The organism is Kitasatospora sp. NPDC057542, from assembly GCF_042801945.1.
Taxonomy (GTDB): domain Bacteria; phylum Actinomycetota; class Actinomycetes; order Streptomycetales; family Streptomycetaceae; genus Kitasatospora.
On sequence record NZ_JBHVFE010000006.1, the window covers coordinates 1 to 17,472 of the forward strand.

Consider the following 17,472-nt stretch of genomic DNA (forward strand, 5'->3'; position numbering starts at 1 on the left):
CGGCGACTCCGGAACTGTACGGGGAGGGGCCCGCCACATGCAAATCGTCCCGCCCTGCGGTCGCAGGGCGGGACGATCCGTTGTTCGAGCACCGTCAGGCGCGGCCCATCTCCTCGGCGATGGCCGCCGCGAAGGCGTCGATGTCGGCCTCCGTGGTGTCGAAGGCACACATCCAGCGGACCTCGCCGGTGTGCTCATTCCAGAAGTAGAAGCGGTAGCGCTTCTGGAGCCGCTCGCTCACCTCGCGCGGGAGGATCGCGAACACCGCGTTCGCCTGAACCGGGCGGACCACCTCGACGCCGTCGATCTTCCGGACCGCGGCCTCCAGGCGGCTGGCCATCGCGTTGGCGTGGCCGGCGTTGCGCAGGTAGAGGTCACCGGAGAGCAGCGCCTCGAACTGGACCGAGACGAAGCGCATCTTCGAGGCGAGCTGCATCGAGGTCTTGCGCAGGTACTTGATGTTGCGCACCCGCTCCGGGTTGAGCACCACCACGACCTCGCCGAACAGCAGCCCGTTCTTCGTCCCGCCGAAGGAGAGCACGTCGACGCCCACGTCGGTGGTGAAGGCGCGCAGCGGCTGGCCGAGCGAGGCGGCGGCGTTGGCCAGGCGGGAGCCGTCCACGTGGACGAGCATGCCCAGCTGGTGGGCGTGCTCGGTGATCGCGCGGATCTCGTCGGCGGTGTAGAGGGTGCCGAGCTCGGTGCTCTGGGTGATGGAGACCGCGAGCGGCTGCGCGCGGTGCTCGTCACCGAAACCCCAGGCCTGCTGGTCGAGCAGTTCGGGTGTGAGCTTGCCGTCCGGGGTGGGGACGGTGAGCAGCTTGATGCCGCCCATCTTCTCCGGCGCGCCGCCCTCGTCCACGTGGATGTGGGCCGTCTCGGCGCAGACCACCGCGCCCCAGCGCGGCAGCAGCGACTGGAGGGCGACCACGTTGGCGCCGGTGCCGTTGAAGACGGGGTAGGCCTCGGCCTTCTCACCGAAGTGGCGGCGGAAGACGTCCTGGAGGTGGGCCGTGTAGTCGTCCTCGCCATAGGCGATCTGGTGACCGCCGTTGGCGACGGCTATCGCGGCGAGGACCTCCGGGTGCACGCCGGCGTAGTTGTCGCTGGCGAAGCCGCGGACGGCGGGGTCGTGCCGCCGTACCGCGTCCGTACGGGTGGAGTCGGTCATCGGGCTGTCAGCCACAGGTGCTGTCCGTTCAGTTCTGCTGCGGGGCGGTCCCAGAGGCCCGCCAGGTGTCCGGCGAGGTCGGCCGTGTCGGTGAAGCCGGTGAACTTCGCCTCCGGCTTCTCGGCCCGCATTTCGGGACTGACCAGCGCCTTGATGACCAGGATCGCAGCCGCCGCGGTGGGCTCGCCGTCCGGGGCGGTGGTCTCCTTCTTGAAGGAGTCGGCCATGGCGAGGGTCCACGCCTCGGTGGCGGCCTTGGCCGCCGCGTAGGCGGCGCCGCCGGCAGTGGGCTTGTGCGCGGCCGCGGCGGAGATCATCGCGTAGCGGCCGGCGCTGCTGCGGACCAGCGCGGGCTGGAAGGCCAGCGAGGTGTGCTGGAGGGTGCGCACGACGGTGTCGTGCAGGAAGTCCCAGTCGTCCAGCCTGGTGTCGAAGAAGGTCTTGCTGCCGCGCCAGCCACCGACCAGGTGGAACAGGCCGTCGACGTGGCCGTGCTCGGACTCCAGGTGGTCGGCCCAGTCGTGGACCTCCTGCGGGTCGAGCAGGTCGATCACCTGGCCGCTGACCTTGGCTCCGCGGACGGCCACCCGGGTGGCGTCCAGGGCGGACTCCAGCCGCTGGGCGTCGATGTCGGCGCCGATCACGGTGGCGCCGTCGGCGGTGAGGCGGCGCAGCACGGCGCGGCCGGCCGGGCCGCTGGCTCCGGCGACGGCGATGACCTTGCCGGCCAGCGGGGCGTTGGTGGAGGTGGTCACGCGGCGGCTCCCTGGATACCTGCGCCGGTGATGCCGGCGGTGGCGGCGATGACGCCGCTCAGCTTCTTGTTGAGGGCCTCGTAGAACATGCTCAGCGGGAACTCGTCCGGGAGCACGGCGTCGCACAGGGCCTTGTTGAGGGCCTTGCCGTCGGTGATGTCGAGCGGCAGGGCCTCGGGGCCCTTCGCCCAGGTGGAGGCCGGGTGCGGGGTGAGGTAGCGGGAGACCAGCTCGTAGGCGGCGATCCAGTGGGCCGACTTCGGCCGGTCGATGCCGTCGCGGTACAGGGTCTCGATCTCGGCGCAGAGCGCGTTGGTGACCTGCGGGGCGCGCTCCCAGTCGATGGTGAGGCGGTTGTCGCGCCAGCGCAGCGCGTCGTGCTTGTGCAGGTAGGCAAAGAGCAGCTGGCCGCCCATGCCGTCGTAGTTGCGCACCCGGTCGCCGGAGACCGGGAAGCGGAACAGGCGGTCGAAGAGAACCGCGTACTGGACGTCGCGGGCGTGCGGGTTGCCCTCGGTCTCCAGCTGCACCGCCTCCTTGAAGGTGGTGAGGTCGCAGCGGAGCTCCTCCAGGCCGTACATCCAGAACGGGCTGCGCTGCTTGATCATGAAGGGGTCGAACGGCAGGTCGCCGTGGCTGTGGGTGCGGTCGTGGATCAGGTCCCACAGGACGAAGGTCTCCTGCGCGCGCTGCTGGTCCTCGAGCAGGCTTTCGGCGTCGGCCGGGATCTCCAGGTCGAGCTGCTGGACGGCGCTGGTGGAGACGGCGCGGAAACGGGCCGCCTCGCGGTCGCAGAAGATGCCGCCCCAGGTGAAACGTTCCGGCGCCTTGCGCACGGAGACCGTCTCGGGGAAGAGCACGGCGGAGTTGGTGTCGTAGCCGGCGGTGAAGTCCGTGAAGGTGATCGGCACGAACATCGGGTTGTCGAAGCGGGTGCGCTCCAGCTCCGCCAGCCAGTCGGGCCACACGACGCGCAGCAGGACGGCTTCCAGGTTGCGGTTCGGGTTCCCGTTCTGGGTGTACATCGGGAACACGACCAGGTGCTCCAGCCCGTCCTCGCGCTGGTCGGCGGGCTGGAAGGCGAGCAGCGAGTCCAGGAAGTCGGGCTCGCGGTAGCCGGTGTCGGCCCACTTGGCGAGGTCCGCGTCGACGGCGGCCAGGTAGGCGGCGTCGTGCGGGAAGTTCGGAGCGAGCTCCTGGACGGCGGCCCGGACGGTGGCGACCAGCGGGTCGACCGTGTGCCGCTGGACGGCGGCCAGGTCGATGGAGCCGTCCTTGGACTGGAGCGGGCGCAGCGTCTCGACGGCCTCCTTCAGGCGCTGCCAGGCCGGGTGGCCGGCGAGGGTCGAGACCGGGGCGTCGGCCGCCACAGCGAGCCTTGGCGAAAGATTCTGCATCGTGGACTCACTTCGACAGGAGTTATTTCGACGGGGACACCATAAGTACGAAAGGTTCTTCCGTTCAAGGGGGCCCGGACCGGCAAAACTCCGGCCTACCCCCGCTCCCGTGCCGAAACCTTCGGCGGGAGACGGGTTGTCCGGAATGTGGACAGTGATCTGGATGTTCTGGACAGATGCGCCGTTGTGATGCGAACCTCCCCGCATGCTCCCGGCGGTGATCACGGTGGCCGAACGCCACGACAGCCCGTTCCGGGTGCCCTCCCGTCGGCACGCCTGCCGTAGCTGTCGCGCGCGCGGCCTCTGCTGCCGCTGTCGCCGCTGTTGTTGACCGGTTGCCGCCGACCAGGCCGCTGCCGGTCCGGCTCGGGGGGGCGCCGCGGACGCGGGCCCGTACGCCGACCATGCCGCGTGTGTTCCGGCGCCGCCACCGGGGGGAAGTGACCCGCCGGGATGCGGGCCGTCCGTCGCGCCCTCCCGTGCCCCTCGTTGTTCCCGTCCCGCCCGGTCCTTCCCTGGAGCCCCGTCATGACCCTCCGCAAGCCGTCCGCCGTCCTGCCCATCGCCGCGCTGGTCGCCGCCGCGGCCGTGCTGACCGCCTGCGCGCCGCAGGACTCGAAGTCCGACGCCGCCTCCGGTGCCTCGGGCTCGGCCGGGTCGGCCGCGGGCTGCGCGCCGGGGGCACTGGCCACGCGTACCGCCGGAACGCTGACCGTCGGCACCGACAAGCCCGCGTACGACCCGTGGTTCTCCGAGGACAAGCCGGAGAACGGCAAGGGCTTCGAGTCCGCCGTGGCCTACGCGGTCGCGGAGAAGCTCGGCTACCCGAAGGAGAAGGTCAGCTGGGTGCTCGCGCCGTTCAACAAGGCGACCTCGCCGGGCGCCAAGGACTTCGACTTCGACATCAACCAGGTGTCCGTCAGCGACGAACGCAAGCAGGCGGTGGACTTCTCCTCCGGCTACTACGACGTGCGCCAGACCGTCATCGCACTGAAGAACTCCAAGGCGGCGGGTGCCAGGAGCATCGCCGACCTCAAGGACACCAAGCTCGGCGCGCAGGTCGGCACCACGAGCCTGGAGACCATCACCGACACCATCAAGCCGAGCGCCCAGCCGGCCGTCTTCGACTCCAACGACCTGGCCAAGGCCGCGCTGAAGAACGGCCAGATCGAGGCCCTGGTGGTGGACCTGCCGACCGCCTTCTTCATCACCGGCGCCGAGGTCCCGGAGGCCCAGGTGGTCGGCCAGTTCGAGACGGGCGCGAAGGCCGAGCAGTTCGGCCTGGTGCTGGACAAGGGCTCCAAGCTGACCGGCTGCGTCTCGCAGGCGGTGGACGCGCTGCGCACCGACGGCACGCTGGCGAAGCTGGAGAAGCAGTGGCTCTCCGACGCCGTCTCGGCACCGGTGCTGAAGTGAGTTCCGGCCTGGGCCCCGGGCCGAGCGGGGAGACGACGGACACCGCGGCGCCGGAGCTCGCCAAGGCACCGGCGGTGCGGACCGGGGCGACTGCCGCGGAGGACGACTACCGCCCGTCCGAGCGGCGGCTGGCGCACGAGGCGTACCGGCGGGCCCGGGCCCGCCGCTCGGCGCTGATCGCCACCGCGTCGACCCTGACGACGGCGATCGTGCTCTACCTGCTGGTCGTCAACTCCCCCGGCTGGGAGGTGACTCGGCGGACCTTCTTCAACCTCGACTACGCCCGCCAGGCGCTGCCCGAGGTGCTGAAGGGGCTGCGGCTGAACCTGGAGCTGATGCTCGGCTGCGGGGCGCTGATCCTGCTGTTCGGGCTGCTGCTGGCGGTGCTGCGGACACTGCGCGGGCCGGTCTTCCTGCCGGTGCGGCTGCTCGCCACCGCGTACGTGGACTTCTTCCTCGGGCTGCCGATGATCATCTGCCTGCTGGTGATGATCACCGGGGTGCCGGCACTGAGGCTGACCGGGGTGACCACCGATCCGCTGTTGCTGGGCGGAGCGGCACTGGTGCTGACGTACTCGGCGTACGTGTCCGAGGTGTTCCGCTCCGGCATCGAGTCGGTGCACCCGAGCCAGCGGGCCGCGGCCCGGTCGCTGGGGCTGACCAACGCGCAGGCGATGCGGTACGTGGTGCTGCCGCAGGCCGTCCGCCGGGTGGTGCCGCCGCTGCTCAACAACCTGGTGAGCCTCCAGAAGGACACCGGGCTGGTCTCGATCGGCGGCGCGATCGACGCGGTGTACGCGGCGAAGATCATCGCGGCCCGGTCCTTCAACTTCACGCCGTACCTGGTGGCGGGGCTGGTGTTCATCGTGCTGACCATTCCGCTGACCCGGTTCGCCGACTGGCTGACCACCCGGATGAACCGCCGCCAGCTCCAGGGAGGTGCGGTGTGACGTCGAACGAGGTGCTCCGGCTGGAGTCGGTGCGCAAGACCTTCGGCGGCCAGGTGGTGCTGCGCGACGTGGACCTCGCCGTGGCCGAGCACTCGGTGACGGCGCTGATCGGGGCGTCCGGCTCCGGCAAGTCCACGCTGATGCGCTGCGTCAACCTGCTGGAGGGGATCGACGACGGGGCGATCTTCCTGGACGGCGAGGAGATCACCGATCCGCGCGCGGACGAGGACGCCGTGCGGCGCCGGATCGGCGTGGTGTTCCAGTCGTACAACCTGTTCCCGCACCTGACGGTGCTGGAGAACGTCACGCTCGCACCGCGCCGGGTGCACCGGGTCGCCCGGGCCGAGGCGGAGGCGCGGGCGCTGGAACTGCTCGACCGGCTCGGGCTGGCGGCCAAGGCGAAGGAGTACCCGGACCGGCTCTCCGGCGGGCAGCAGCAGCGGGTCGCCATCGTGCGCGCACTGGCCACCGGGCCGCGACTGCTGCTCCTGGACGAGATCACCGCGGCGCTCGACCCGGTGCTGGTCGGCGAGGTGCTGTCGGTCGTGCGGGACCTCAAGGAGCAGGGGATGACGATGGTCCTCTCCACCCACGAGATGGGCTTCGCCCGCGAGGTCGCCGACCGGGTCTGCTTCCTGGACGGCGGCGTGGTGCTCGAACAGGGACCGCCCGAGCAGGTGTTCGGCGATCCGCAGGAGGAGCGCACCCGGCAGTTCCTCGGCCGGGTGGTCGCCTCGGGGCGGCTCCAGGGCTGAGCTCCCTCGCCGGCGCGGTGGGTGGCCACGCGCGACCGGGGCGTGCGACCAGGTGCGCAACCAGGGCTTTCGCAACGACGAGCACCACCATGCGCCCCTGTACGCGCCCTGGCCGCGCCCGGCCGAGTGCGGTGATCGTGGACCGGACGTCCGTCGCCGCGCACGGGGAGTGGCGAACAGACGACAGCTGACGGATAACAGATGACAGCCGACAGATTTCATCATCTGTTCGCTGACCACTGTCCGTTGTCGCCTGTCCGCCGCCGCCCCGGCGCCCCACCGCCCCGGGAGGCCGCCGTTGCACGGACCCGCCCTGGTCAACTGGCTCCTCGCCCTCCTCGCCGCCGGCGCCGGCACCTCCTGCCTGGTACGGCTGCGCCGCTCCCCCTGCGCCCCGGACGGCGCGCACCGGCCGCTCGCCCGCGAGTCCGACGCCGCCGAGGCCCTGATGGGGCTCGGCATGGCCGCGATGGCCGTCACCGGCACCACCGTCCCGGCCGCCGTCTGGGCCGGACTCTTCGGCCTCCCCGCCGCTGCCCTCCTGTTCGCCGCCGCCCACGGCCCGGCCGGGCGGGCGCACCGGCTGCACCACGCGGTCGGCGCGCTCGCCATGACGTACATGGCCCTCGCCATGACGGTCGCCTCCGGCCACGAGCACCACCAGTCCGCCGCCCTGGGCCTTCCGGTGCTGACCGGGGCGCTCCTCCTCTACTTCGGCGGGTACACCCTCTGGGCCGGCAGCCGGCTGCTGCGCACTCCGGCGGGCGCCCTCGCGGTCGGCACCGCCGGGCTGCCGCAGGCCTGCCGACTCACCATGGGCATCGGCATGTTCGCCATGCTCCTGACCATGTGACAGCCGTTGACCGTGCAGCGACCGTGCGACCTGCCCACGCCCGGCACCCCAAGACCCCCACCCGGGCGTGGCGTTGGTCACTGGCCGGTCAAAAGCCGTTCCACCGGGCGTCGCCAGCGCATAGGTTGGCAGGGAGCGCGTTGTCGCGTTCCGTGCGTACTCGGGGAGCCCATCGATGCCTGCCCTGATCGGCCTTCTGCTGCTCGGCCTGCTGCTCTCGACCGTCGCGCCCCGGCTGCTGGCCCGGGCCCGCTGGGCGGAGCGCGAACCGGTGCTGGCACTGCTGGTGTGGCAGTGCCTGGTGGTGGCCGTACTGCTCTGCTGCGCGCTGGGCCTGGTGCTGGCGGCCTCCGCCGCCCTGCCGGAGCTGCGCGCGCTGGTGTTCGCGGGCGCACCGCACGGTGTGGAGGCGGCGTACGCCCTCCAGGAGGCCGAGGGCTGGGGCCGGCTGTGCGCCGCGGTGCTGGCCGCGGGTGGGGTGCAGACGGTGCTGGCGCTCACTCGGGAGGTCCGCACGGCCAAGGCGCTGCGTGATCGCCGGCACGCCCAACTGGCGACCCGGGCACCGGAGTTGCCCGACACCATCGAGACCGCCCGGAGCCGCCGGGAACGGCTGGTGGTGCTGGAGAACGTCCGCCCGGAGGCATGGTCGCTGCCCGGACCGGACTCCCGACTGGTGGTCACCACCGGCGCCCTCCAGCAACTGACCGACCGGGAGCTGGCGGCCGTACTGAGCCATGAGCGCGGCCACGTCCGGGCCCGGCACCACTGGCTCCAGCAGTTCTCCCAGGCGCTCGCTTCCGGCTTCCCCGGCGTCGGCGTGTTCAGCGCCTTCCGGGACCAGGTGGCGGAGCTGGTCGAGCTGGCCGCCGACGACCGGGCCGCCCGCCGGCACGGCCGGCACACCACCGCCCTCGCGCTGGCCGAACTCAACCTGGACCGCGGGGTGTTCGGCTCTTGCCCGCCCGGTCTGGCGCAGTCCCCAAAGCGGGTGGACCGGCTGCTCGCGGGCCGTCCGCGGCTCTCCGTCCCGCACCGGCTGCGACTGACCGTCGCGGCGCTCGCCGCGCCCGCCGTGGTCGTCCTGCTGGCCGCCGCGCCGGGGCTGCACTCGCTGCTCTGAGGCCGGCCCCGCAGCACACTGCGGGCGTTTTCGACCGACCGTCAGTCCCCAGGCGCTCCGCAGGCCGGGCCGAGCCCGTCACCGAGGGTCAGCTCCAGCACCTCGCGGTGGAGCGGCCTGGCCTGCTCGTAGCGCTCCCGGCCGGCCTCGGTGAGGGTGAGCAGGACGCCCCGCCGGTCGCTCTCACACATCGCCCGGGTGACCAGTCCGGCCTTCTCCAGGCGGGCGATCAGCCGGGACAGCGCGCTCTGGCTCAGGTGGACGGTGTGGGCCAGATCGCTCACCCGGACCGCATGCCCGCCGCCGCCCCCGCACTCCTCGACGAGGCGCTCCAGCACCTCGAACTCGCTCATGCCCAGCCCGTACCGGTCGCCCAGCTCGCGGTCGAGCATGCAGGCCGCGGCGGCATGCCGAGCCAGCAGCTCGCGCCACTGCGCGACGAGACCGGCCTCCGCCGGGGAGTCGAGTTCAGCCACGCCGCCACCCTAGCACGTGCATCGGCAATTATTGCGTTCACATCTAATTCACTTGCATTGAATGCATGTGCATGTACCGTCCTCCCCATGACCACCGCGACCGCCACACCACCCGACGCCCCGTCAACCAGCGGGCTGAACTGGAATCCCCGCCTCTGGGGCACCCTGATCGTGCTCTGCGCCGCCATGTTCCTGGACGCCCTGGACGTCTCCATGGTGGGCGTCGCCCTCCCGTCCATCGGCTCCGACCTGCACCTGTCCACCGCCACCCTCCAGTGGGTGGTCTCCGGCTACGTGCTCGGCTACGGCGGCCTGCTGCTGCTCGGTGGCCGCGCCGCAGACCTGCTCGGCCGCCGCCGGGTGTTCCTGGTGGCCCTGGGCGTCTTCGCCGCCGCCTCGCTGGCCGGCGGCCTGGTCGACGACGGCGGCCTGCTGATCGCGGCCCGGTTCCTCAAGGGCGTCAGCGCCGCCTTCACCGCCCCGGCCGGCCTGTCGATCATCACCACGACCTTCGCGGAGGGCCCGGCCCGCAACCGCGCGCTGTCGATCTACACCACCTGCGCTGCCAGCGGCTTCTCGCTCGGCCTGGTGCTCAGTGGCCTGCTCACCGAGGTCGGCTGGCGCTGGACCTTCCTGATGCCCGTCCCGGTCGCACTGCTCGCCCTGGTCTTCGCCGTCCGACTGCTCCCCCGGTCGGTCGAGGAGCGCGCCAAGGGCGGCTACGACGTGCTGGGCGCGATCACCGGCACCGCGACCGTGCTGCTGCTGGTCTTCACCGTCACCGAGGCCCAGGGCGCCGGCTGGCTGAGCCTGCGCACCCTCGGCTCGCTGCTCGTCGTCGCCGCGCTGGCCGCCACCTTCCTACGGGTGGAGAGCCGCACCGCGCACCCGCTGGTCCGGCTCGGCATCTTCCGCAACGGCTCGGTCGCCCGGGCCAACGTGGTCGCCTTCGCGATGACCGGCGCGTACGGCGGCTTCCAGTTCGTGGTCACCCTCTACCTCCAGCACCTGCTCGGCTGGTCCGCCCTGGAGATGGCCCTCGGACTGCTCCCGGCCGCGGCCCTCATCGCGCTCTCGGCACCCTTCATGGGCCCGATCGTGGACCGCTTCGGCACCGGGCGGCTGCTGCCGATCGGCCTGGTCTCGCTGGTCGCCGCCTTCGCACTGTTCCTGCGGCTGGACGAGCACAGCTCGTACCCGGGCCTGGTGCTCCCCTCGATGCTGCTGCTCGGCGTGGGTTTCGCGTTCGCCTTCCCCTCGGTGAACATCGCCGCCACCGACGGCGTGGCCGACGAGGAGCAGGGCCTGGCCTCGGGCCTGGTGAACACCGCCATCCAGGTCGGCACCGCGGTGGTGCTGGCCGGAGCGACCGCGATGATCACGGCCGGCAGTGCGGGTGGCGACAGTCCGCAGGCCCAGCTGGACGGCTACCGGCCGGCGCTGATGTTCGTCACCGTGGTCGCCCTGGTCGGTCTGGTGGTCGCAGCGGCAGGCGCCCTGGTGGACCGACGCCGCAGGACAACTCCCGTTCCAGTGCCCGATTATGATTATCCGCCAGCCGGATCGACAGCAGCCCGGGCCGAAGTCCTGACCGAGCGCTGACCTCGGGCCCCGCCCGCGGCCGGCCTCCGGGCCGTCGGGCAATGGCGCCGGCTCCACCAAACCCCCGTGTTGGTGGAGCCGGCCGTCTTCGTGGCGGCCGCCCGGGCAGCGCCCACCGGGACGCGGTTCCTCGGGCGGCTGTCGGCTCCGCAAGTATATTGGCTCGGAGCCAACGAACGTTCGGAGCAGACACGATGGCACCTCGCGCGGATTCGGTCAATGAGGAGATGCGGCAACGCTCCCGCCGGCGCATCATGCGGGCCACCGTCGAGCTGGTTGACCAGCGCGGCTACGCGGGCACCACACTGACGGACATCGCCGAACGGGCCGGGCTCGCCCGCGGCCTGCTCTCGTACTACTTCGACGGCAAGCGGCTGCTCATGCAGTCCGCGACGCACCGGATGATGCACCAGTCGCTGTCCGGCGCGCTGGCGGAACTGGCACCCGGCTCCTCCCCCGACGCCCGGCTGGCCCGGGCGATCGACACCGTGCTCGGGCTGGCGATGGACCATCCCCGGGTGATGCGCTCGCACCTGGCACTGATCATCGACCCGGACACCGGCGCCTTCGTCCAGGACCCGGAACAGCAGCAGCTCGGCGCCATCCTCCAGGGGCTGCTGCGGGACTGGGGCGCACCCGACCCGGTCGCCGAGCACGCGGTGCTGCGCAGTGCGCTGATGGGCGGCTGCATCGGAGTCCTGCTGCCGGGCGCCGAGATCCCGCTGGCGCCGATCCGGGCCGACCTCTTCCGTCGCTACGACCTGGCGTGGGAACTGGGCCACCCGCCACAGCCGTCCCCGCCGGAACGCGAACGGCCGCCGGCCCGCGACTGACGGCGGGTGGGCGGCCTGGTGACCGGCTGCCGGGGGGCCTCGCGAGGGAGGGAGCTCACAGGCCCCGGGCGGCAGCGACTCAGCGTTCCTTCAGGATCGAGGCGAGCAGGTCTATCGTGCGTTCCGGCGTGAGGCTGTCCACGCAGAGCCGCTCCATGACCTGGATGTAGGCGTCGACGTCGTCGCGCTTGTCCAGGTAGAGCGCGCTGGTGAGCTGCTCCAGGTAGACCACGTCCGCGAGGTCCTGCTCCGGGAAGCGCAGGATCGTGAACGCCCCGGACTCGCCCGCGTGCGCGCCGAACCGGAACGGCATGACCTGGATGACCACGTTGGCCTGCTCGGCGACATCGATCAGGTACTGCACCTGACCGCGCATCACCTTGGGCCCGCCGACCGGCCGGCGTAGCGCGGCCTCGTCGATGACCGCCCACAGGCGCGGGCTGGCGCCCTCGGTCAGCAGCTTCTGGCGGCGCAGCCGGAGGCTGACCCGCCGCTCGACCTCCTCATCGCTGATGACCGGCCGACTTTGGCCGAAAACCGCCCGTGCGTACTCCTCGGACTGGAGCAGCCCGGGGATGAACTGCACCTCGTAGGTGCGGATCAGCTGGGCGGCCTCCTCCAGGCCGACGTAGGTCTGGAACCAACCCGGCAGCACGTCGTTGAAGCTGTGCCACCAGCCGGACTTGTTGGCCTCGCGGACCAGGCCGAGCAGGGCTTCCCGCTCCGTCCCGTCGTCCACGCCGTACAGGCTGAGCAGGTCGGCGACGTCGCGCTCCTTGAAGCTGACGCGGCCGAGTTCCATGCGGCTGATCTTGGACTCGGAAGCCCGGATCGCGTAGCCCGCGTCCTCGCGGGTGATGCCGCGCGCCTCGCGCAGGCGGCGCAGCTGCGAGCCGAGGAGGATCCGGCGGACCATCGAGCCGCCGCCCGGCTGAACTGTGGTCATGCGGTCGAAACCTCCACCTAGGGCAAACAGCGCACAGTCTGCCATCAGTTGAGCGCTCACGGTGCCGATACTGACGGATGTTCCTATCAGTTCTGCACTCCATGCACCAGGATGCACGTGCATCCGGCGCTTGCATATGCCAATAGTGCGACTGCACGTGAATCGACTCTTGCATCTGCAGTGAGCGCACACCACCATGGTGCACGTGCACCTGCACATCCCTGGCAATCCCGCGGGCTCCGCGTCGACCCCACGCGCGACTCCGTGCACCGACCCGACGGCGTCCCCCGCGCCATCGGGCGTTCGAGTGCGCGCGCGCCTGGTCGAGGGGGCGGCCGAGCGGCCGAGCGAGTCGGAGGTGACCGGCATGACCCCGGCGGGTCCAGCCGTGTCCGCCCCCTTATGGGAGGAGCTCTTCATGAGCACCGGTACGGCCTTGGCGGTTGACCCCCATGTGGTCACCTGTACGCTCGCTCCTCGCTTCGAAGCCGTCAGAACCGCGCGCGACTTCGCTCGGACCACGCTCCAGCGCTGGGGCCTGACGGAGCTGTTCGACGACGTCGCGCTGGTGGCCTCGGAACTCGTGACCAACGCGCTCCGGCATGCGATCGGCGCACGGCCCGACCCGTCGGGCGGCGCCCTGGGCGAGTACGACTTTCCCATACAGCCGACCGCGGACGGCCGGCTTCCGATCCGAATAAGCCTCGTGCACCGCGCACCCCAGGTGGTCTGCGCGGTGAGCGATCCGAGCAGCCTCGGCCCGGTCGCCCGGGAGGCCGACTTCGTCGCCGAGTCGGGCCGCGGGCTGCACCTGGTGGAGTCGTTCAGCCGCTCCTGGGGCTGGCACCCGCTGGGCAGCGGCAAGGTGGTCTGGGCGATGTTCGAGGCGGAGACGGTCGGCGGCTCCCCGCTGGACGGACACCTCGGACTCGGCGGCCGCTCACCGCTCGACGGCCCCGTCGACGTCGGCGGGCGGCATCGGCGCTCGGCCTAGGACGGGCCCCGCGCCCAGCACGGCCCCTGCGCCGCACGGCGCACGGCCGGTCGAGGGAAGCCCCGGGAGGACCACACCCCGGGCCCTTCCACCAGGCGCCGCCGAGGCCTTCCGGCGCCCCGGACCCGCGAGCGGCTCAGTGCGGCCGGGCGGATCCGGACCGGAGGAGGCCTCCGGAGAAGAGGCGTCCGGAGAAGAAGGGGCCTCCGGAGGAGAAGCATCCGGCGCAAGGACATCCGGACGAGAGGCATCCTCAGGAGGCAAAGACAAAGGCCGTCGTGGTGTCGGCACCCACGACGGCCCCCCGATGGTGGAGCACGGCGGCCGGTCAGACCGCCAGGTGGTCGAACTCCCCGTCCTTCGCCCCGAGCAGCAGGGCGGCGATCTCGGCCCGGGTGTAGATGAGGGCCGGACCGTCCGGGAACCGCGAGTTGCGCATCGCCACATCGCCGCCCGGCAGGGCCGCGAACTCGACGCAGTTGCCCTGGGAGTTGCTGTGCCGGCTCTTCTGCCAGACCACCCCCTGGAGATCGGCGGCAGCCATCCCGTTGTAGGTGTCGTACGAGCCGTGCGTGTCCTGCGAGTCGTGCATAGAAATCTCCCGAAGAGCTCCGGAGTTGTCGTCCAGCGCGGCGCCCCCCGGCACCGCCGAACGAACGGACCGGCCCCGTACCGGCCCGGCACAACGCCTCACTTGACGCGATGATAGCCGCAGTGCACGTGCATCAGCACGGGACATTGCAGGTGCACGGGGCTTTTTATCCGCAGCCCCGAACTCTTCACGGGCCCTTCTCCTGACGGTACGTAAACGGACATAGCCGATGGAATCGCCGAGCTCGCGATAACCGGCCGTGAGCACTTCCCCGCTAAATGTTGATCTTCGAATGCCGGGAGTCGCACCCCCGTGACCCTCCGTCAGGCCACCCCTATGCTGTGAGACATCTCACGCGCCACAGATGCAACGCCCGCCCCCTCGGATTACGTCGTGTGCGACCACCGGCGACTGCGAGCGGGCTGGGCGAGGAATGTCCGGATTGTAGGCAATAGGCCCGGACCGGCTTCGGAGACGCACCGAGTCCGCGCGGCGGCCACGCGAAACCCGAACGGCAGCCGACTGCAAGCCGGACGGGCAGATGTCCTACGATCTCCGGCATGAGCACCGCAGCCATCCCGGGCGCGCCACTGCCCGTCCGCACCCCAGGCTCCCGTGCGCGGGGGCGCCACCGTCGTCCCGAGCGCCCCGAGATCCCGGCCGGCGCCCCGGCCCTGGTGCTCGCCGTGCCCGCGACCGCCGGGCCCGAGTCCCGTTCGGTCGTCGAGGAGCTGCTCTCGATCGTCCGCACCGAGCAGAACGGCGTCCAGACCGCGGTCGGCTACCTCGCCGGCGACGGCACCGAGGGCCCCGGCGGCGAGGACCGCACCGTGGCCGAGCTGCTGACCCTGGCCGCCGAGGCCGGGCTGCCGACGCCCGTCCTGGTGCCGCTGGTGCCCGGCCCACACACCTTCCTGACCGAGCTTCACGCGATCGCCGCCGAGTACGGCGCGCCCGTCACCGACCCGCTGGGCCCGCACCCGCTGCTGGCCGAGGCCGTGCACGTCCGACTGTCCGAGGCCGGGCTGGCCCGGGCCGACCGCGCCCGGCTGTTCGCCATCGCGACCGCCGCGGACGGCGTGGTGCTGACCACCGTCGGCGGCGAGGACGCGGCCGCCGCGGCCGGCATCACCGGTGTGCTGCTGGCCGCCCGACTGGCCGTGCCGGTCGTCGCCGCCGCGCTCGACGTGCCCGGCTCGGTGGCCGCGGCCGTCAACCACCTCAAGGACACCGGCTCGCAGCGCCCGGCGCTGGCCCCGCTGGTGATCGGCCCGGAGGCGGACTCCGAGCTGCTCGCCACCGCCGCCGAGGAGACCGGCTGCCCGTCGGCCGCGCCGCTGGGCGCGTACCCGTCGGTCGGCCAGCTGATCGCCTCTACGTACCTGGCCGCACTGCCCGCGCCGTCCCCGGAGGACCTGGCGCGGGCCGAGGCGGAGGCGGCGGCCGCCGCCGAGGCCGAGGGGGCCGTGGAGGGCACTCGTGGCGCCCACGCGGCCACCGAGGGAGCCTCGGGGCAGTAGTCGACACCGCGCGCCGGTTCGCGCGCACCGAAGGGTCCGGAACGGCTTGCGTTCCGGACCCTTCGCTTTCCCCTTCTTGCCCCGTGCGTCCCGTGCGGGAGCCGAACGGCAACGAAGTGAAATGTCCGTTCTGGTGCTATTTGAAAGGAAATAGGGGGCGCCCGTCCAGGCGCGCGAATCGCGGCCGCTCCCCCACCTGTCCGAGTAAGCCGCTCCGCAATTCGACGCACCGTCACGGCCTTCCTGAGGCGGAGCCAGTTGTGGATTCCCGCAATAGCGTTGCGCACAAATGATCATTTGCGATCATGACTGGCTGCAATTTTGGCAGTTTCGACTAAACCGTGATGTACATCACAGCCATTTGCAGTTTGAACTTAAGTCTGATTAACGTGCTCCCCGTTCGTAACCACACGAACCCGGTTCATCCGCAACGCCGAGTCCTGCCGTCGGATGTCCTGGCAGCGCGAAAACGCACCACGGCAGGAGCGGGGGACCCACAGGTAAGTCGCCCCGGGCCGGTCTCCGGAACGGTCCAGGGCTAGGGGTGAAGCCGCGCCCACCGCGCGGCCGGGCAACTCCAGCCCGAATCCGACAGCTCACCTCGCAGGCGTGGGAGAGGACCGCGTCTTCATGCTGCCCACCAACGGCACTCGCCTGTCCAGCCGCACCCACCGCGTGATCGCCGCCCTCGGCGTCGCGGGCGTCGGCCTCACCGTCCCCTGCCTCACCTCCGGCGCCGCCTCCGCCGCCTCCGTCGCCACCTGGGACAAGGTCGCCCAGTGCGAGAGCGGCGGCAACTGGAGCATCAACACCGGCAACGGCTTCTACGGTGGCCTCCAGTTCACCTCCAGCACCTGGTCCGCCTTCGGTGGCACGACCTACGCGGCACGCGCCGACCTAGCCACCAAGGACCAGCAGATCGCCGTCGCCGAGAAGGTCCTCGCCTCGCAGGGCCCCGGCGCCTGGCCGGTGTGCTCCGTCCAGGCCGGCCTCACCAAGGGCGGCGCCGCCGCCTCGGTCGACACCTCGGCGGGCTCCACCGCCGGTTCGTCCGCCGCCAAGCCCGTCCAGCAGAACGTCAAGCCGGCCGCTCCGGCCGCGAAGCCCGCCGCCAAGCCCGCGCAGCCCCAGACCCCGGCCGCCAAGCCCGCCGCGCCCGCCGCGCCCGTCCAGGGCGGGGACTACACCGTGGTCGAGGGCGACTGGCTGTCCTCGATCGCCGACCAGCACAACGTGCAGGGCGGCTGGCAGCGGCTGTACGAGCTGAACCGCGGCACCCTGACCGAGGGCCCGGACAGCATCTACCCGGGCCAGCACCTGTCCCTCGGCGGCAACGGCCAGGCCGGCCGGTCCTCCACCGCCGGCTCGGACTTCACCTGGTTCGACCGCTCGCAGAAGTCCGGTCAGTCCGCGAACGGAGGTGCGGTGAACGCCCGGCCGACCGCGCAGACCCAGACCCAGGCGCAGGCCCCGGCCGCCAAGCCGGCCGCCAAGCCCGCTCCGCAGACCCAGGCCCCCGCCGCCACCAGCGGCATGGCCGCCGCGATCTCCTTCGCCGAGTCGAAGGTCGGTCAGGCGTACGTCTACGGCGGCACCGGCAACGGCGGCTGGGACTGCTCCGGTCTGACCCAAGCCGCACTGCGCGCCGCGGGCATCTCCATCCCGCGCGTCGCCGCCGACCAGGCCGCCGCCAGCACCCACGTCTCGCTGGACAGCCTCCAGCCTGGCGACCTGCTCTTCTGGTCCAACAACGGCAAGGACTCCGGCGTCTACCACGTCGCGATCTACGTCGGCAACGGCAAGTACGTCGAGGCCGCAAACCCGAGCTCGGGCGTCCGTGAGCAGAGCATCGCCAACTGGGCCCCGGACTTCGCCGGCCGGGTCTGAGGACGGCGCAACGGCGGGCGGGCAACCGGTGACAGCCGACGGATAACGAAGAACAGATAACAGATTTCAACATCTGTCATCTGTCACCTGTTACCCGCCGGTCGTCATCCGCACGCTGACCACCCACCACCCCCGGGGAGAGTCTGGTCGCTCCTCTCCGGGGGTTCCGGCGTTCCCGCCGACGGTTCGGGGTCCCCCTCCG

The 17,472-nt window shown here is 71.6% G+C and carries 15 protein-coding genes, 1 pseudogene and 1 riboswitch; of the genes and pseudogenes, 10 read left to right on the forward strand and 6 right to left on the reverse strand.

What is annotated here, in order from left to right; all coding sequences use genetic code 11:
• Positions 1-94 precede the first annotated feature (94 nt).
• Genes ACFU7Y_RS01645 through ACFU7Y_RS01655 form a run of 3 tightly spaced genes read right to left on the reverse strand, consistent with a single transcriptional unit; the run spans position 95 to position 3,323 of the window.
• The gene (locus ACFU7Y_RS01645; protein ID WP_224280837.1) at positions 95-1,171 is read right to left on the reverse strand and encodes a low specificity L-threonine aldolase; all 1,077 of its coding nucleotides are present in this window, start codon (positions 1,169-1,171) and stop codon (positions 95-97) included.
• Complete coding sequence (locus tag ACFU7Y_RS01650) at positions 1,168-1,926, reverse strand: SDR family NAD(P)-dependent oxidoreductase (protein ID WP_224280827.1); 759 nt, start codon at positions 1,924-1,926, stop codon at positions 1,168-1,170. The genes ACFU7Y_RS01645 and ACFU7Y_RS01650 overlap by 4 nt, the downstream gene beginning before the upstream one ends.
• Positions 1,923-3,323 carry a DUF6421 family protein gene (locus ACFU7Y_RS01655; protein WP_224280828.1) on the reverse strand — a complete coding sequence of 467 codons (1,401 nt, stop codon included), beginning with the start codon at positions 3,321-3,323 and terminating at the stop codon, positions 1,923-1,925. Before ACFU7Y_RS01655 ends, ACFU7Y_RS01650 begins: the two co-directional genes overlap by 4 nt.
• Positions 3,324-3,851: 528 nt before the next feature.
• Between ACFU7Y_RS01655 and ACFU7Y_RS01660 the strand changes: the two genes are divergently transcribed.
• The 5 genes from ACFU7Y_RS01660 to ACFU7Y_RS01680 all read left to right on the forward strand — a co-directional run bounded on the left by ACFU7Y_RS01660 (position 3,852) and on the right by ACFU7Y_RS01680 (position 8,420).
• Positions 3,852-4,739: an ABC transporter substrate-binding protein gene (locus tag ACFU7Y_RS01660; protein WP_224280829.1), complete on the forward strand. Its 888-nt coding sequence runs from the start codon at positions 3,852-3,854 to the stop codon at positions 4,737-4,739.
• A 74-nt stretch (positions 4,740-4,813) separates the two neighbouring features.
• Positions 4,814-5,689: an amino acid ABC transporter permease gene (locus ACFU7Y_RS01665; RefSeq protein WP_380766039.1), complete on the forward strand. Its 876-nt coding sequence runs from the start codon at positions 4,814-4,816 to the stop codon at positions 5,687-5,689.
• Positions 5,686-6,444, forward strand: coding sequence for an amino acid ABC transporter ATP-binding protein (locus tag ACFU7Y_RS01670; RefSeq protein WP_308020219.1), 759 nt, complete (start codon positions 5,686-5,688; stop codon positions 6,442-6,444). The genes ACFU7Y_RS01665 and ACFU7Y_RS01670 overlap by 4 nt, the downstream gene beginning before the upstream one ends.
• A gap of 298 nt (positions 6,445-6,742) precedes the next feature.
• Entirely contained in the window at positions 6,743-7,297 is a 555-nt protein-coding gene (locus ACFU7Y_RS01675; RefSeq protein WP_224280830.1) for a DUF5134 domain-containing protein, read from the forward strand.
• A gap of 175 nt (positions 7,298-7,472) precedes the next feature.
• Positions 7,473-8,420: a M56 family metallopeptidase gene (locus ACFU7Y_RS01680; protein WP_380765996.1), complete on the forward strand. Its 948-nt coding sequence runs from the start codon at positions 7,473-7,475 to the stop codon at positions 8,418-8,420.
• A 41-nt stretch (positions 8,421-8,461) separates the two neighbouring features.
• Here the strand turns inward: ACFU7Y_RS01680 and ACFU7Y_RS01685 are convergent, their stop codons facing one another.
• Positions 8,462-8,896, reverse strand: coding sequence for a MarR family winged helix-turn-helix transcriptional regulator (locus ACFU7Y_RS01685; RefSeq protein ID WP_380765999.1), 435 nt, complete (start codon positions 8,894-8,896; stop codon positions 8,462-8,464).
• An 87-nt stretch (positions 8,897-8,983) separates the two neighbouring features.
• On the opposite strand from ACFU7Y_RS01685, the gene ACFU7Y_RS01690 reads away from it, so the two are divergent.
• Together ACFU7Y_RS01690 and ACFU7Y_RS01695 are read left to right on the forward strand one after the other, a co-directional pair.
• The gene (locus ACFU7Y_RS01690; protein ID WP_380766001.1) at positions 8,984-10,498 is read left to right on the forward strand and encodes an MFS transporter; all 1,515 of its coding nucleotides are present in this window, start codon (positions 8,984-8,986) and stop codon (positions 10,496-10,498) included.
• A 227-nt stretch (positions 10,499-10,725) separates the two neighbouring features.
• Complete coding sequence (locus ACFU7Y_RS01695; RefSeq protein ID WP_224280834.1) at positions 10,726-11,331, forward strand: TetR/AcrR family transcriptional regulator; 606 nt, start codon at positions 10,726-10,728, stop codon at positions 11,329-11,331.
• Between the two features lie 79 nt (positions 11,332-11,410).
• Here ACFU7Y_RS01695 and ACFU7Y_RS01700 read toward each other — a convergent pair whose 3' ends face one another.
• Positions 11,411-12,277: a helix-turn-helix transcriptional regulator gene (locus ACFU7Y_RS01700; protein WP_224280835.1), complete on the reverse strand. Its 867-nt coding sequence runs from the start codon at positions 12,275-12,277 to the stop codon at positions 11,411-11,413.
• Between the two features lie 418 nt (positions 12,278-12,695).
• Between ACFU7Y_RS01700 and ACFU7Y_RS01705 the strand changes: the two are divergent.
• Positions 12,696-13,160: pseudogene (locus ACFU7Y_RS01705) on the forward strand (ATP-binding protein); the annotation flags it as partial.
• Between the two features lie 439 nt (positions 13,161-13,599).
• Here the strand turns inward: ACFU7Y_RS01705 and ACFU7Y_RS01710 are convergent.
• Positions 13,600-13,863, reverse strand: a complete 264-nt coding sequence (locus ACFU7Y_RS01710) for a DUF397 domain-containing protein (RefSeq protein ID WP_097235176.1) — start codon at positions 13,861-13,863, stop codon at positions 13,600-13,602.
• Between the two features lie 560 nt (positions 13,864-14,423).
• Here ACFU7Y_RS01710 and ACFU7Y_RS01715 point away from each other — a divergent pair.
• Together ACFU7Y_RS01715 and ACFU7Y_RS01720 are read left to right on the forward strand one after the other, a co-directional pair.
• Positions 14,424-15,383 (forward strand): hypothetical protein, encoded by a 960-nt coding sequence (locus ACFU7Y_RS01715; protein ID WP_380766002.1) that lies wholly within the window; start codon positions 14,424-14,426, stop codon positions 15,381-15,383.
• 421 nt (positions 15,384-15,804) lie between these two features.
• A riboswitch (cyclic di-AMP (ydaO/yuaA leader) is annotated at positions 15,805-16,006 on the forward strand.
• On the forward strand, positions 15,993-17,270 hold the full coding sequence (locus ACFU7Y_RS01720; RefSeq protein ID WP_380766003.1) for a transglycosylase family protein: 1,278 nt from the start codon (positions 15,993-15,995) through the stop codon (positions 17,268-17,270). Its footprint overlaps the riboswitch before it by 14 nt.
• The last annotated feature ends 202 nt before the right edge of the window (positions 17,271-17,472 follow it).